This window comes from Georgenia muralis (genome assembly GCF_003814705.1).
Classification (GTDB): Bacteria; Actinomycetota; Actinomycetes; order Actinomycetales; family Actinomycetaceae; genus Georgenia; species Georgenia muralis.
The window spans coordinates 1036828-1051658 of record NZ_RKRA01000001.1; the positions used below are offsets into that span (position 1 = coordinate 1036828).

A 14831-nucleotide genomic window follows, 5' to 3' on the forward strand; every position below is an offset into this window, starting at 1 on the left:
CTCGCGGCGCGGACCCCGCCTGCGCACCGACTCGCGGCGTGCTGCCGCGTCAGCGCAGCGCGGTCACCACTGCCGCGTCAACCGCTCCGACGTCACCACTCACGCGACGGAGGCAGGATCGTGCCGGGGTTGAGGTTGCGCCCCGGGTCCACCCCGCGCAGCAGCGCGACCATGACGTCGGTGCCGGCCTCGGAGATGTCGTCGGCGAGCCAGCGCGCGTGGTCGGTGCCCACGCCGTGGTGGTGGGAGATCGTCGCGGCGTTGTCCATGAAGGACTGCTGCACCGCGTTCTTCACGGTCCAGTACTTCTCGAGCTGGGCGTCGGCGTCGGTGGTGCCCGGCGGGAACGCGAAGGTGAAGTACAGGCACGCACCGGAGTGGTAGCTGTGCGAGAGGTGGCACATGATGAAGCCCTTGACGCCGATCTCGTCGAAGGCCGCCTGCGCCGCCCGCACCGTGCCGGAGTGGACGTCCATGAGCCGCGACCACGGGGCCGCCGTCTCCGAGACGTCCGCGACCCCCCCGACGTCGAGCAGGAAGTCGCGGATGTAGGGCGTGTCGAACTTCTTCTGGTCGTACAGCGCGCCGGGCCCCGTGCCGAGGCTGATCCCGCCGTGCTTCTTGACGATCTTGCCGACGAGGGCCTTGTTGCGGCGCACGAGGTCCTTGCCGCCCTCGTAGCCGATGTAGGACAGGCACGCGTTGCCGAGGTCCCACCCGCGCCGTTCCAGCACCGCGAACAGCGCCTTGGACACCTTGCCCTTGATCCCCTTGGACTTCTTCTGCGTCGAGAGCGAGAACTGGGTCTCGTTGGCGTCGGACACGCGGGTCACCGACGGGGTGGCGTCGGAGGAGGCGATCTCCTGCATGGCCGCCATGCCGGCCGCCCAGGACGGGAAGAGGTAGGCGATGATCTCGCGGTTCTCCGGCACCCGGTGGACGTTGACCCACGCCTCGGTGATGACGCCGAGCCGCCCCTCGGAGCCGAGGATCATCTCGCGCACGCTGGGCCCCGAGGAGGTGCTCGGCAGGGGTCGCAGCACGACCACCTTGCCCGGGAGCACCGCGCGCAGACCACGGGTGATGTCGGCGATGTCACCGTACTTGTCGGACTGCATGCCCGACGAGCGCGTCGCGATCCACCCACCGAGGGTGGAGTGGCGGAACGAGTCCGGCTGGTGGCCCATGGTCCAGCCGCGGGCGCCGAGCTGGTCCTCCATGTCCGGGCCGAGGACGCCCGCCTGCACCCGCGCGAGACCTGCCGCCTCGTCGACCTCGAGCACCCGGTTCATCCGACCGAGGTCGAGCGAGACGATCGTGCGCTCCTCCGCCGCGGGCGGGGTGAGCGAGCCCGAGATGTTCGACCCGCCCCCGAACGGGATGAGGACGGCGTCGGCCGCGACGACGGTGTCGACGACGGCGCGCACCTGGTCCTCGTCGGCCGGGTAGACCACGACGTCGGGAACGCGCGGCAGGTCGCCCGCGCGGACGCGCACGAGGTCGGCCAGGCCCTTGCCGTAGGTGTGGACCAGCCGGTCCTCGTCCTCGACGACGACGTGCCCGTCCCCGACGGCGCCGCGCAGGACGGCGGCGAGGTCCCCACCCAGACGCGAGGCCGGGACGGCGATGTCGCTCAGGGCCGGCGGCGGGGTCCCCGGGGCGTGCAGGTCGATGCCGACCCGGTCCAGGACGAACGGCGCCAGCTTGGGCTTGTCGCGGTGGTTGAAGGCGATGCCCTCCTCGCCCCAGCCCCACCACTTCTGGTGCCGAACTCCGTTCACGAGGCCTCCTCCTGCTGCGCCGGCGGCTGGTCGGGGCGCTGCCCGCCCGTGCCGTCGGCGTGGTCGTCCTCCCCGCCGGGGACCACGTGGTCACCCAGGACGTACGGGGTCTGCATGGTGAGCATCGCGCGCACCCGGGCGGCGACGCGGTCGTTGAACTCGCGGGCCCTCTCGCCCGAGCGAGGCCGCATGGGCCGGCCCACGAGCAGCCGGATCGGGGGCCGGCCGGGCTTCGGCCAGCTCCGCCCGACGGGCATGGCGTCGTGGGTACCGATGAGCGCGACGGGCACGCACGGCACGTTCTCCTTGATGCACAGCGCCGCCGCGCCGGGCTTGAAGGCCTTCATCACGCCGTCCCGCGCGCGGGTGCCCTCGGGGAAGATGAGGATCGGCACCCCCTCGGCGAGCAGCCGCTGCGACATCCCCTTGCCCTTGCCCTGGCCGGTGCGATGGACGGGGTAGGAGTTGAAGAACAGCCCGGTGAGGAACCGCCGCCACCACGTGTTGAAGAAGTAGTCCGCCGCGGCCGCGACCGCCAGGCGGCGCGTGACACGGTAGGGCAGACGGGTGACCAGGACGGTGGCGTCCATGTGGCTGGAGTGGTTGGCGACGACGACGAACGGGTCGGTCAGCCCCTCGAGGTTGTCCGCGCCCTCCACCGAGGTGGAGGTGAACGTCCCGACGATCCCGCCGAGGATCCACCGCTGCGCGAAGAACCGGGCCCACCGGTGCGTCACCGACCGGAAGCGGGTGAGCTGCTCCATCAGCGCCTCCTCAGCCGGACGATGCGCGCGGCCACGAACCGGACCGCGGGGCGCGGGGCGTACTGGGCGAGGAAGGCCAGCACCTTGTACCGGCGGGACGGCGTGGACCGGGGCCGGCCGCGCTCGACGTCGGCGAGGCACTCGGCGACCACGCGCTCGGGGTCGAGCCACAGCACCTCGGGGATCTTCGAGCGCGAGACCCCGGCGCGGTCGTGGAACTCGGTGCGCACCCACCCCGGCAACAGCGTGGTCACCTGGACGCCGGAGCCCTCCAGCTCGAGCGCGAGGACCTCGGAGTAGCTGTACACCCACGCCTTGAGGGCGGAGTAGGCGCCCATGGCGATGAACGCCTGGACCGAGCCGACGTTGACGATGACGCCGTGGCCACGCTCGCCCATGACGCGCCCGGCGGCCCCGCCGAGGTGGAGGACGGCGCGGACCATGAGGTCCAGCGCGTCGTCGTGCTCGGAGAGGTCCTCGCCCAGCAGCGGGCTGTGCAGGCCCCGGCCGGCGTTGTTGACGAGGATCTCCACCGGCGAGGTGGGGTCGACCAGTCGCTCGACGACCGTCGCGACGTCCGTGACCTCCGACAGGTCCGCCCGGATCGTCTCGACGTCGACGCCGTAGCGCCAGCGCAGCTGGTCGGCGGTCTTCTCCAGGCGCGTGGCGTCGCGCGCGACGATGACGAGGGGGCAGCCGCGGGCGGCAAGGGCGTGGGCGAAGGCGAGCCCGATGCCCGAGGTGCCGCCGGTGACGAGGGCGCGGCCGTCGAGCACGCTGCGAGCACCGGCCGGACGCGCACCGTCGGCGGCCGGACGCGCACCGGCGGCCGGACGTGCGCCGGCGGCCGGACGTGCGGCGTCGGCCCTGCCCCGCTCGGTCATGCCCTCTGCGCCCCCTTGATGCTCCGCAGGACCGGCGAGAGCCGCCCCTCCGCGGTGGTGGTCCAGGCGTGGACCGGCCACCGCCGCGCACTGGCGTACCGGTACAGGCTGGCGTCGGGGTTGACGGCGTTGGGGTGGCCGACGACCTCGAGCCACGAGCGGTCCGCGTAGCTGTCGCCGTAAGCATAGGACTCGGCCAGGTTCACGCCGCGCTCACGGGCGTAGCGCCGCAGCCACGCCGCGCGCGCCTCGCCCACCAGCGGCGACGCCGCCAGGTGCCCGGTCCACCGGCCCTCGGCGTCCTTCTCCATGCTGCCGGCCACGATCTCGTCGAACAGGCCCGCGAGGGGCTCGACGAACACGTCGATCTCCCCGGTCACCAGCACCGTGCGGTGGCCGGCGGCCCGGTGCGCCCGCACCTGCTCGACCGCCTCCGTGAGCAGGCCGCGCCGCAGCGAGGGCTCGACGACGCGCGCGACGACGCCGCGCAGCTCCTCCTCGGCGATGCCCTCGTAGCGCCGCATGAAGGTGCGGATGAAGTCCGAGCGGTCCCGGCGCTCGGCGCCGAGGTAGCGCGGGCCGAGGGCGAGGAGGTTCGCCAGCGAGCCGGGCCAGTGCCGCACCGGCCGGGCGGCCAGCTCGATCCACAGGTAGTGCTCGACCAGGGTGGCCGCGGCGAGGGTGCGCTGGAGGTCGAAGACGGCGACGACGTCGGTGCGCTGCGGCAGCGCCGGCGGCGGGCCGCCGGCGTCCTTGGACCGACGGTCCCGCATGAGCCCGGGCACCCCGGGGATGTGGACCTCCTGGAGGTAGTGCTGCCAGTCGATCTCGGTGACGTCGAACCCGTGCTCGGTGCGCCGCTCGGCCGGCAGGCCGGCGTGGAGCGCGCGCGTGCGGGCGTCGTCGAAGATCACCTCGGTCTGGGTGTAGGGCTGGTACAGGGAGGTGAACTTGCGCAGGGTGCCCAGGTCGCGCCGGGCCTTGTCCAGGGTCGACATCCAGCCCCGGGTGCGCTGGTTGGCGGGCAGACGGCCCAGCGCCTTGTCGGCGAGGTCGACCGCCCTCTCGCGCCGGCCCAGCGCCCGCTCGACGGCGCCCGTGTGCGGGAAGGACCACGACGGCACCTGCACGTGCGCGCCCTCGGCGTCCTTGAGCGGGTGCGCCTCGAAGTACTCGCGCACGAGGCGGTAGAGCCGCCCGATGGGCAGCGGGTTGGTGATGCCCGAGGAGACCTGGAAGAACTGCGGCTCCCCGGCCGGGGCGGGAGCGGCCGCCGCGGCGAGGATCGCGTTGACGACGAAGTCGACGGGGATGACGTCCAGGACGGTGTCGGCCAGGGCGGGGAACTCCGGCAGCAGCCCGCGCCCGTAGGCGGCGATGAGCGGGTCGGCGACCTTGAACCCGTCGATCCAGCCCGGGTAGGGGTGCTTGAGGGAGGACTCGATGATCGTCGGCCGCACCACGGACAGGCGGTGCCCGGCGCCGGCCCACAGCTCCTCGGCCGCCCGCTCGCCCAGGGCCTTGGTGAAGGTGTAGACGTCCGTCCAGCCCAGGGACTGTGCGCGCGTGCGGCCGGCCTCGACGAGCTCGGCCCGCACCCACTCGCGGCGGGCCTCCTCGGCCGCCTCGGCGACCGCGGCCGCACCCGCCCGCCGGTGCTGCGCCTGGGCGTCGTCGAGCAGGCGGCGCAGGACGTCGGGACGGCGGGAGGCGGCCTCGGCCTCCTCGCGGGCCAGGAGGGCCTGCGTCTGCTCGAGGTCACGGTCGACGCCGTGGTCGAGGGGACGCTCCTCGGCGACCCCCTTGCGCAGGCCCGCGACGTAGGCGGTCGAGACGTGGACGACGTGGGGGTCGCCACCCGCGGCGGCCAGGGCCTCGTACAGCGAGACGGGTCCGCCGACGTTCGCGGTGAACGCCTCGTCGATCGGCAGGTCGAAGGAGACCGTCGAGGCGGAGTGCAGGACGACGTCGAGGTCGCCGGGCAGCGGGGGCAGGTCGCCGAGGTCGCCGGAGATCACGGTGACCCGCTCGTCGACGGCCGCCGCCGCGGCCTCCTCGCCCAGCCGCGCACGCCAGGGGCGGAAGACGGGCTTGCGCAGGAGCTTGTCGACCCGGGCCTGCGCGGACAGCTCCCCGCGCGGACGGACGAGCACGCTGACGCGCGTGGTCGGGTAGGCGGAGAGGAGCTTCTCCAGGACGGCCTGGCCGACGAAGCCGGTGGCCCCGGTGAGCAGGACGTGGGCGCCGTCGAGCGGTTTGGACATTCCGCAGACGATACCGCTGTGCGCCGGACAGTCCGACCGGGACCGTCCCGCGGTCAGCACGTGGGACGTCTCACGCAAGGCCCGTCCACCCCTGGTTTGACGGGGCCCCCCATCGGTCTACGATCGGAGGTTGCAGTTGTTCCCTGCCACCGACGAATCCAGGAGCCATGGGCGTCACCGACGTACCGCAGTGGTTGCCCGCCGCGTTCATCCGCAGCGTCCTCGCGGCCGGTGCCACGGCACCCCGGGAGGAGATCGAGGCCACCTGCCGCCGGCTCCTCGAGCGCTGGGCCGGACCGGACCGGCGTTTCCACAACGTCAAGCACCTCATCGACGTCCTCGCCCGGGTGGACGAGCTCGCCGAGGAGACGCACGACCCCGACCTGGTGCGGCTGGCGGCGTGGTACCACGGAGCCGTCTTCAGCTCGACGGCGACGAAGGCCTACTCCCGCAGCGGCGGGGAGGACGAGGTCGCCTCGGCCGACCTCGCCACGGAGGAGCTCCTCGCCCTCGGCGTGCCGGAGCGCACCGTCGGCCGCATCGCCGAGCTCATCGTCAACCTCAAGCGGCACGAGGCGGCGGTGCGGGACATCGACTGCCTGGCGCTGTGCGACGCCGACCTGGCCACCCTCGCCGCGGACCCGCAGCGCTACAGCGCCTACCGGCGAGCCGTGCGGGAGGAGTACGCACACCTGCCGGTGCGGCACTACGTCGAGGCGCGGCGGAGCATCGTCTCCAAGCTCCTCGCGCGCCGGCACCTCTTCCTCAGCCCCATGGGCGCGCAGTGGGAGGACCGGGCCCGCGAGAACCTCACTGCAGAGCTCAACCGGCTCGACGCCGAGCTGGCCACCCTGGGCGAGGCGATGCCCGAGGAGTCCGTGACCGCTGCGGAGGCCGCTCAGGGCGAGGTCTTCGACGAGAGCCAGCCGATCCGTCGTGACGGCGCCTCGCACGTGTTCACCGCCTCCCACGGCACGGCCGAGCGGACGGCCGGTCCGTACGACGCACCGACCGAGCGGCACGCGGCGGAGCGGCACGACGCGCCGGCTCCCCCCGCCGACGCCCCGGCGGCGACCGTCGCCGCGGCCGCCGCGGTGACTGCGGCCGCTGCTGCTGCCGGCGCACCCGGCTCACGGGCGGCGGACAGCGCCGACAGCCGGGCGCGCGTCCGCGCATCCTCCCTGGAGTCCTTCCCGGACGACCTCGACGGACGCCGCGACGGAGCCGCGAACACGAACCGCGCCGGCCGTGAGCTCATCGCCCGCACCTCGCGCGAACGGATCGAGGAGGCCGTGCGCCACGGCGCCGAGCGGGCCGAGCGGGACCGCCGCCAGCGCGAGCGGCTCGCGTCCGCCCGTGCGGCGCGCGAGGCCGCGCAGCCGGCCCGGACCGAGCGCGGGGCGGACCGCGGCGCCCAGCCGCTCGACCCCTCCGGCGCGCTCCTCACCGCCGCCACCCCCGCGGAGGCAGCAGCCGACGCCCCGCCCGCGGTCGCCACCCCGGTGGAGCAGCGCTCGGCGGTGGACCGGGTGCCCGAGGAGATCGAGCCCGACCCGGTGACCGGGGAGCTCGAGCGCCCCGACCTCACCCCCCACAGCGGCATCGAGCGGGAGCCGGAGCTCTTCGGGCACCGACGGGACTGGCGCAAAGACCGCCACCGTCGCTGACGTCCGCCCGCGAGGCTCCGTCCGCCGAGCCCGTCCACCGGTCGACGCCGCGAGCCCGCGTCCACAGCCCCGCGGAGCGCGACCACGGCCCGGTCCTGCACCTGCCTAACCTCGGCCGTGGACGCCCGCACCCGGCGGGCGGCGTGAAGGGGTGACGATGTCGAGATTCCAGGTGGACAGCGCGGAGGTCGCCCGCGCGGCTGCGCTGACCCGCGCGAGCACGGCGGTCATCCGCGACGAGGTGACCGCGATGATGGCGCACCTCTCCGCGCTCCAGGCCGGGTGGACGGGCGCCGCGGCCGCCGCGTTCGCCGGGTGCGCCGAGAGCTGGCGGGCGACGCAGACGCAGGTGGAGCTCTCCCTCGAGCAGGTCACCCAGGCCCTCGACACCGCGTCGCGGACCTACGCGGAGGCGGAGGCGAGCGCGCAGAGCCTGTTCCTGCGCTGAGCGGGCCGGCGCCGCGGTCCGTACGATCGCGAGGTGGCCCTCCTCGTCGATCCACCGCAGTGGCCGGCCCACGGAACCCGGTGGGCCCACCTCGTCTCCGACTCCTCCCTCGTCGAGCTGCACGCCTTCGCCCGGGTGGCCGGGCTGCCGGCGCGGGCCTTCGACCTCGACCACTACGACGTGCCGGCCGACCGGGTGGCGGACCTGGTCGCCGCCGGGGCGGACCAGGTCGCGGCCCGTGAGCTCCTGGCCCGGCTCACCGCCTCGGGGCTGCGGGTACGGGGGGCGGACCGGGACGCGCTCGCCGCCGCCCGTCGACGGGACGACCTCGTGCGCCGCTGGGCGCGCCTGGCTCCCGAGCTGCCGGTCGGGGCGTGGATGCCGGCCGGCACCGACCTCCTGGGTCGGTGGGCGGAGCCGCACCGCGGCTACCACGACGTCGGCCACCTGCACGAGGTCCTCGTCCACCTCGACGTGCTCGCCGAGAGCGGCGAGCGATTCGAACGGCCGGCGGTACTGGCGGCGTGGTTCCACGACGCGGTCTACCGCGGCCGTCCGGGACAGGACGAGACCGACTCGGCGGAGCTGGCGCGGGCAGCGCTCCACGCCCGGGGGGTCGCGGCGGCCGACGAGGTGGCCCGCCTCGTCCGGGTGACCGCCGGCCACCTGCCGGACGTGGCGGACACCGACGCCGCGGCGCTGTGCGACGCCGACCTCGCGGTCCTGGCCGCCTCGCCGCGCCGCTACGCCCGGTACGTCGCCGGCGTGCGGCGCGAGTACCCGCACGTCACCGACGAGGACTTCCGGCGTGGGCGGGCCGAGGTCCTGCGGCGTCTCCTGGGGCGGGGGCACCTCTTCACCACGTCGACCGCCCGACGCCGCTGGGAGCGCCCCGCCCGCGACAACGTCGCGCGCGAGCTCGCGTCGCTGGAGGCACGCGGCTGAGGGCGGTTGAGGACGGCTGAGGACGGCTGAGGGGCGGCTGAGGGGCGGCTGAGGGGCGGCTGAGGGGCGGCTGAGGGGCGGCTGCCCGATGGTCCCTGGCCTCCCCGTCGCCCGGGCCGGACGATGGAGAGGTCAGGTCGGCGAGGCCGGACCGGCGCGACCGGGCCGGTGGGCGGGGAGGAGCAGAACGGTGGCACACACGTGGAAGGTGCAGATCGACCTCTTCAACGCCGGCGAGGTCCGCTCCGACGAACCCCTCACCACCGCCCACGCGACGTTGACGACGTCCGCGGGGACGACCCTCAACGGGTACGGCCGCGCCAGGCGCAACCCCGGTGACCCGGACGTGCCCGAGGTCGGCGAGGAGCTCGCCGCCGCGCGAGCGCTGCGCGACCTGGCGGACCGCCTGCTCCGGGCGAGCTCGGACGACATCTCCGCGCTGGAGCACCACCGGGTCCATCTCGCCCGGTAGGCCGGCCCCGACGCACGCGGGCTCGAGCGCGCGCCGCCGCGAACCGGAAGCGGCATGATGGAGCGCCATCAGGCTCGAGGAGGCCGACAGTGAGAGGGCCAGCCGTGACCGCAACGACGAGCATCGGGCTCGCCGAGGCGATCGACCCGCTCGTCGTCGCCCTGGACGTCGGCTCGACCGGCACCCGCGGCGGCGTCTACGACGCCACGGGCCGCCCGGTGCGCGGCCTGCGCCACAAGGTTCCTCACGCGTTCACCACCCGGCCCGACGGCACGTCCGAGATCGACCCGGCGCAGGTGCTGAGGGAGGTCGCGGACATCCTCGACGCCCTCGACGACAGCCGGCTCGGCGCCCGGGTCCGCGGCGTCGCGCTGGACACCTTCGCGGCAAGCCTCGTGGGGGTCGACGCCGCCGGGACCGCCGTCACGGCCTGCCTGACCTACGCCGACTCGCGCAGCGCCGCCCATGCCGCCGCCCTGCGCGAGGAGCTCGACGTCCGCGCGGTCCACGACCGCACGGGCACGATGATCCACCCCTCGTACCACGCGCCCCGCCTGCGGTGGCTGGCGGCCACCGCACCGGACGTCGCGCGCTCGTCGTCGTGGTGGTCCCTCGGCGAGTACGTCTACTTCCACCTTCTCGGGACGACCGCCGTTGGCACCTCGACGGCGGCGTGGACCGGCCTGCTCGACCGGCGGACCGGTGCCTGGGACACCGAGCTGCTCGAGGCGACCCGGACCAGCCCCGAGCGGTTCTCGCCCGTCCACGACCCGGGCGCGCCCCTGACCCCGGCCACCGGCGCGGTCGCCCGGCGGTGGCCCACCCTCGCCGGGGCCGTGTGGTTCCCCGTCGTCTCGGACGGCTTCGCGAGCAACGTCGGGGCGGGCGCCGTGGACGCGACCTCGATCGCGGCCGCGGCAGCCACCTCGGGGGCCCTGCGCGTGCTCCTGGACGCCCCGCCGGAGAAGGTCCCCGACGGGCTGTGGAGCTACCGGGTCGACGCCGGGCGCTCCCTCCTCGGCGGGGCGCTCAACGACGTCGGCCGCGCCGTGACCTGGCTCTCCGAGACCCTCCGGATCGACGGCACGCGGGGCGCCGTCCTCCTCGCGGAACCCTCCGCCACCACCCCCCTCGTGCTGCCCTACCTCTCCGGGGAACGCGCGCCGGGCTGGGCCGGTGACGCCCGCGCCGTCCTCACCGGCGTGGGGGCGGCCACCACGCCGGACGACCTCTACCGCGGCACGCTGGAGGGTGTCGCGCTGACCTACGCCCGGGTGGCGGACCGTCTGGCGCCGGCCGCGCCGCGCGCGGACCGGATCATGGCCTCGGGCCGGGTGGCCAAGGACCTGCCCGAGTGGCTGCAGATCCTCGCCGACGTGCTGGGCCGGCCGGTCACGCACGTCACGGCGCGCCGCTCGACCCTGCGCGGCACGGCCCTCATCGCGCTCGACGTCCTGGCCCCGGGGGTGGCGAGGTCGTCGCCGGAGACGGGGGCCACGTACGAGCCCGTCGCCGGACGGTCCGGCTACTACGCCGACCGCGGGGCACGGTTCGCCGCCCTCTACGACGCTCTCGTCCGCGGCTAGGGCCGGCACCGCTGGGCGGCCGGTCGCGACCAACGACCCTTGCGACCCGTGCCGCGGCCTCCGACGCTGGAGGTGACGCACGGCCCCGACACGGGGTCCCGGCGGAGCGGAGGTGAGCGTGATGCGCGCCGAGCCCGGTGACCGCATCGTCATCCAGTCCCGGAGCCTCGGGGCGGTCTCCCGCGACGGGGAGGTCCTCGAGGCCCGCGGCCCGGACGGCACCCCGCCCTTCCTGGTGCGCTGGTCGGACAACGGCCACGTCGCCCTGGTCTTCCCCGGCCCGGACGCCCTCGTCGCCCCGGCGAGGCTGCACCCGTACCCCCTGGAGCACCTCCAGCACATGACCCACCTGGCCCAGCACGGGACCCGGCACCGCCTCGACGCGGCCTGAGCCGCCCGGCCCGTGCGGCGCGCACGCCGCACGGGCCGGCACCTGCGTCACCGCGCCGAGGACGAGCACCCCCCGCACCGAGGGTCGGCACGCTCCGTGACGCGCCGAAGGGCGGCACGCTCCGTGACGCGCCGAAGGGCGGCACGTGTGTGCCGCCCTTCGGTGTGCCGTGCTCCCCGGCCGGTCCGGAACGGTCCGGTCGGGGGTCAGACGGACGGGATCAGAAGCCCATGCCGCCCATGTCGTCCCCGCCGCCGGCCGGGGCGGCCGCGGCCTTCTCCGGCTTCTCGGCGACGACGGCCTCGGTGGTGAGGAAGAGGCCGGCGATGGACGCCGCGTTCTGCAGCGCGGAGCGGGTGACCTTGACCGGGTCGGCGACGCCGGCCGCCAGCAGGTCCTCGTACACGCCGGTCGCGGCGTTGAGGCCGGAACCCGCGGGCAGGTTGCGGACCTTCTCCGCCACGACGCCGCCCTCGAGGCCGGCGTTGATGGCGATCTGCTTGAGGGGAGCGTCGACCGCGACGCGGACGATGTTCGCGCCGGTCGCCTCGTCACCCTCGAGGGACAGGCCCTCGAACGCGTCCTTGGCGGCCTGGATGAGGGCCACGCCACCACCGGCGACGATCCCCTCCTCGACGGCGGCCTTGGCGTTGCGCACCGCGTCCTCGATGCGGTGCTTGCGCTCCTTGAGCTCGACCTCGGTGGCGGCACCGGCCTTGATGACGGCGACGCCGCCGGCCAGCTTCGCCAGACGCTCCTGCAGCTTCTCGCGGTCGTAGTCGCTGTCGGAGTTGTCGATCTCGGCGCGGATCTGGGCCACGCGGCCCTCGATCTGGTCCGCGTCGCCGGCACCCTCGACGATGGTGGTCTCGTCCTTGGTGACGACGACCTTGCGGGCGCGGCCGAGCAGGTCGAGGTCGGCATTCTCGAGCTTGAGGCCGACGGTCTCGGAGATGACCTGACCACCGGTGAGGATGGCCATGTCCTGCAGCATCGCCTTGCGGCGGTCGCCGAAGCCCGGGGCCTTGACGGCGACGGACTTGAAGGTGCCGCGGATCTTGTTCACGACGAGCGTGGCCAGGGCCTCGCCCTCGACGTCCTCGGCGATGATCGCCAGCGGCTTGCCGGACTGGATGACCTTCTCCAGCAGCGGCAGCAGATCCTTGACGTTGGAGATCTTGGACTCGACCAGCAGGACGTACGCGTCCTCCAGGACGGCCTCCTGACGCTCGGCGTCGGTGACGAAGTACGCCGACAGGTAGCCCTTGTCGAAGCGCATGCCCTCGGTGAGCTCGAGCTCCAGGCCCAGGGCGTTGGACTCCTCGACGGTGACGACGCCCTCCTTGCCGACCTTGTCGAGGGCCTCGGCGATGAGCTGGCCGATGGCCGGGTCGCCGGCGGAGATCGACGCGGTGGCGGCGATCTGCTCCTTGGTCTCGACCTCCTTGGCCTGCTTGAAGAGGTGCTCGATGACAGCCTCGACGGCCTTGTCGATGCCCCGCTTGAGGGCGATCGGGTTGGCGCCGGCGGCCACGTTGCGCAGCCCCTCCTTGACGAGGGCCTGGGCCAGCACGGTGGCGGTGGTGGTGCCGTCGCCGGCGACGTCGTCGGTCTTCTTGGCGACCTCCTTGACGAGCTCGGCGCCGATGCGCTCGTGCGGCTCCTCGAGGTCGATCTCCTTGGCGATGGACACACCGTCGTTGGTGATCGTGGGGGCGCCCCACTTCTTCTCCAGCACGACGTTACGGCCCTTCGGGCCGAGGGTGACCTTGACGGTGTCGGCGAGGATGTTGAGGCCTCGCTCCATTCCGCGGCGGGCCTCCTCGTTGAAGGCGATGGTCTTGGCCATGCGTTCGTTCCTCCAGTGGTGGCGGTTTGACGCAGCTGGCGAGCGCCCGCGACGGACGACCAGACAGGTGGCGGTCACGTCCCGCCACCCGCCCGGCCTCACCGGCCAGCCGGTATGTTCTGTCACTCTCGGACCGAGAGTGCTAACGCCGAGTCTGGCACTCTCCCTGTCCGAGTGCAAGGCGCCCCCGGCCGTGGACGTAACCTTCTGGGATGTCGGTCGCCACTCTGCCCCGGACCGCCGCACCGGTCGAGAGCCCGGCGCCGCGCCGTCGTCGGCGGCTCCGCCGAGCCGTCGGGTGGGCGGCGGCGGTGGTGGTGTACGCCGTCGTCGCGCTGTGGTCCTTCCACCTCACGGCAACCGAGTCCACCGAGGCCTTCGTGGACCTCTACCTCGACGGCGTGCACCTGAGCGCCGACGGGACGGTCGGGGACGTCCCGGCCCGCGAGTCGGTCGAGTACCTGCCCGGCAGCCGGGTGCTGGCCCGGGACGCCGACGACCCCCGGGCGCGCGCGCTCGCCCAGGAGCAGCGCGACTGGCTCGCCGCCGGCTCGGTGCCCGGCGAGGGGACGAGGTACGAGGAGCTCGTCTCCTCCGCCCTCCTGGACATCCGCACCCTCACCGGGGCCACCTTCGACGACCCCGGTCGCGAGACGGCGGCCGCCCCCGGCGCGGCGGTGGCGGGCTGGACGGACCGCTGGCGGTACGTCTGGCCGCGGGACGCCTCCTTCGTCGCGGCCGCGCTGGCCCGGTCCGGCCACCCCGACGACGCCGTCGAGGTCCTCGGGTTCGTCGAGCAGGCCCAGAGCGCGGGCGGCGGTTTCCAGGCCCGCTACCTCCCGGACGCCTCGGGCGTGCCGGACGGACGGGGGATCCAGCTCGACGGCACCGGCTGGGTGCTGTGGTCGGCCGCCACCGTCCTGGACACCCTGCCGGACGGCGCCCCGCGCGAGACGGCGCTGGAGCGGCTGCGCCCCCTGATCGACCGCGCCACCGACCGCATCCTCGAGCTCACCGACGACCCGCCGCACCTGCCCCCGCCGTCGGCGGACTACTGGGAGGTCCAGGAGGACGAGCTCACCCTCGGCACGGCCGCACCGATGCTCGCCGGGCTCGAGGCCGCCGCACGGATCTACGCCGGTGCGGGTGAGCCGGACCGCGCCGACGCGGTGACCGAGCGTGCCGGGCTGCTCCGCACCGCCGTCGAGGAGACGTTCGGACCCGACGGCTACACCCGCTACGCCGGCGACGGCGGACCGATGACGGCCCTGCTGGGCGGGGACGGCCGCGACGCCGCCACGGCGATGCTGCTGCCGCCGTTCGTCGCCGAGCCCCCGGCCGGCGCGGAGGAGGCCTGGCTGGCCTCGGCGCAGGAGATGGCCCGGCCCGCGGGCGGCCTCGCACCGGGCTCGGGATGGAAGCGCGACGGCATCTCCTGGACCCCCGAGACCACGCTGTACGCGCTGACGGCGGCCCGCAACGACCACCCCGAGCGCGCGACGGCGTGGCTTGACTGGGTCTCGGCCCACCGCACCGGCTCGGGAGCCATCCCTGAGAAGGTCCTCGCCGGCGGGGCCCCCGCCGCGGTCGCCCCGCTGACGTGGTCCAGCGCCAACGTCGTCCTGGCGGTGGCCGCGCTGGAGGACGCCGGCGCCCTGTAGGGCGGCAGCGCCCGGCGGCCCGGCTGCAGGAGGGCGGGAGGGCTACTCGAGGTCGACGCCGTCCTGGACGCTGCGCTCACGCTGGTCGTCGGCCGGGGGGAAGATCTGGCCAGGGGTCA

General features: G+C 74.6%; 12 protein-coding genes. 7 read left to right on the forward strand and 5 right to left on the reverse strand.

Going from position 1 to position 14831, the window contains the following annotated elements; genetic code table 11:
- Positions 1 to 92: 92 nt before the first annotated feature.
- From EDD32_RS04480 to EDD32_RS04495, 4 genes are read right to left on the reverse strand one after another with little or no spacing between them, the layout of a single operon-like run.
- Complete coding sequence (locus tag EDD32_RS04480; RefSeq protein WP_123915078.1) at positions 93 to 1781, reverse strand: FAD-binding oxidoreductase; 1689 nt, start codon at positions 1779 to 1781, stop codon at positions 93 to 95.
- On the reverse strand, positions 1778 to 2545 hold the full coding sequence (locus tag EDD32_RS04485) for a lysophospholipid acyltransferase family protein (RefSeq protein WP_123915081.1): 768 nt from the start codon (positions 2543 to 2545) through the stop codon (positions 1778 to 1780). The genes EDD32_RS04480 and EDD32_RS04485 overlap by 4 nt, the downstream gene beginning before the upstream one ends.
- Positions 2545 to 3429, reverse strand: coding sequence for an SDR family NAD(P)-dependent oxidoreductase (locus EDD32_RS04490; protein WP_123915084.1), 885 nt, complete (start codon positions 3427 to 3429; stop codon positions 2545 to 2547). The genes EDD32_RS04485 and EDD32_RS04490 overlap by 1 nt, the downstream gene beginning before the upstream one ends.
- Positions 3426 to 5693 carry an HAD-IB family hydrolase gene (locus EDD32_RS04495; protein ID WP_123915086.1) on the reverse strand — a complete coding sequence of 756 codons (2268 nt, stop codon included), beginning with the start codon at positions 5691 to 5693 and terminating at the stop codon, positions 3426 to 3428. Before EDD32_RS04495 ends, EDD32_RS04490 begins: the two co-directional genes overlap by 4 nt.
- A gap of 167 nt (positions 5694 to 5860) precedes the next feature.
- Here EDD32_RS04495 and EDD32_RS19885 point away from each other — a divergent pair, with 167 nt between their 5' ends.
- The 6 genes from EDD32_RS19885 to EDD32_RS04525 all read left to right on the forward strand — a co-directional run bounded on the left by EDD32_RS19885 (position 5861) and on the right by EDD32_RS04525 (position 11202).
- Positions 5861 to 7360, forward strand: coding sequence for an HD domain-containing protein (locus EDD32_RS19885; protein WP_342771391.1), 1500 nt, complete (start codon positions 5861 to 5863; stop codon positions 7358 to 7360).
- 157 nt (positions 7361 to 7517) lie between these two features.
- Positions 7518 to 7808, forward strand: a complete 291-nt coding sequence (locus EDD32_RS04505; protein WP_123915089.1) for a WXG100 family type VII secretion target — start codon at positions 7518 to 7520, stop codon at positions 7806 to 7808.
- 33 nt (positions 7809 to 7841) lie between these two features.
- Positions 7842 to 8753 carry a DUF4031 domain-containing protein gene (locus EDD32_RS04510; protein ID WP_123915092.1) on the forward strand — a complete coding sequence of 304 codons (912 nt, stop codon included), beginning with the start codon at positions 7842 to 7844 and terminating at the stop codon, positions 8751 to 8753.
- Positions 8754 to 8943: 190 nt separating this feature from the next.
- Entirely contained in the window at positions 8944 to 9225 is a 282-nt protein-coding gene (locus EDD32_RS04515; RefSeq protein ID WP_123915095.1) for a dsRBD fold-containing protein, read from the forward strand.
- A 104-nt stretch (positions 9226 to 9329) separates the two neighbouring features.
- A complete protein-coding gene (locus EDD32_RS04520) occupies positions 9330 to 10811 on the forward strand; it encodes a gluconokinase (protein ID WP_123915098.1) in 1482 nt (493 codons plus the stop codon).
- Positions 10812 to 10932: 121 nt separating this feature from the next.
- On the forward strand, positions 10933 to 11202 hold the full coding sequence (locus EDD32_RS04525; protein WP_211338915.1) for a DUF1918 domain-containing protein: 270 nt from the start codon (positions 10933 to 10935) through the stop codon (positions 11200 to 11202).
- Between the two features lie 220 nt (positions 11203 to 11422).
- On the opposite strand, the gene groL is transcribed toward EDD32_RS04525, so the two are convergent.
- Entirely contained in the window at positions 11423 to 13051 is a 1629-nt protein-coding gene (groL, locus tag EDD32_RS04535; RefSeq protein ID WP_123915102.1) for a chaperonin GroEL, read from the reverse strand.
- 212 nt (positions 13052 to 13263) lie between these two features.
- Between groL and EDD32_RS04540 the strand changes: the two genes are divergently transcribed.
- The gene (locus tag EDD32_RS04540; protein ID WP_123915105.1) at positions 13264 to 14712 is read left to right on the forward strand and encodes a glycoside hydrolase family 15 protein; all 1449 of its coding nucleotides are present in this window, start codon (positions 13264 to 13266) and stop codon (positions 14710 to 14712) included.
- Positions 14713 to 14831 lie beyond the last annotated feature (119 nt).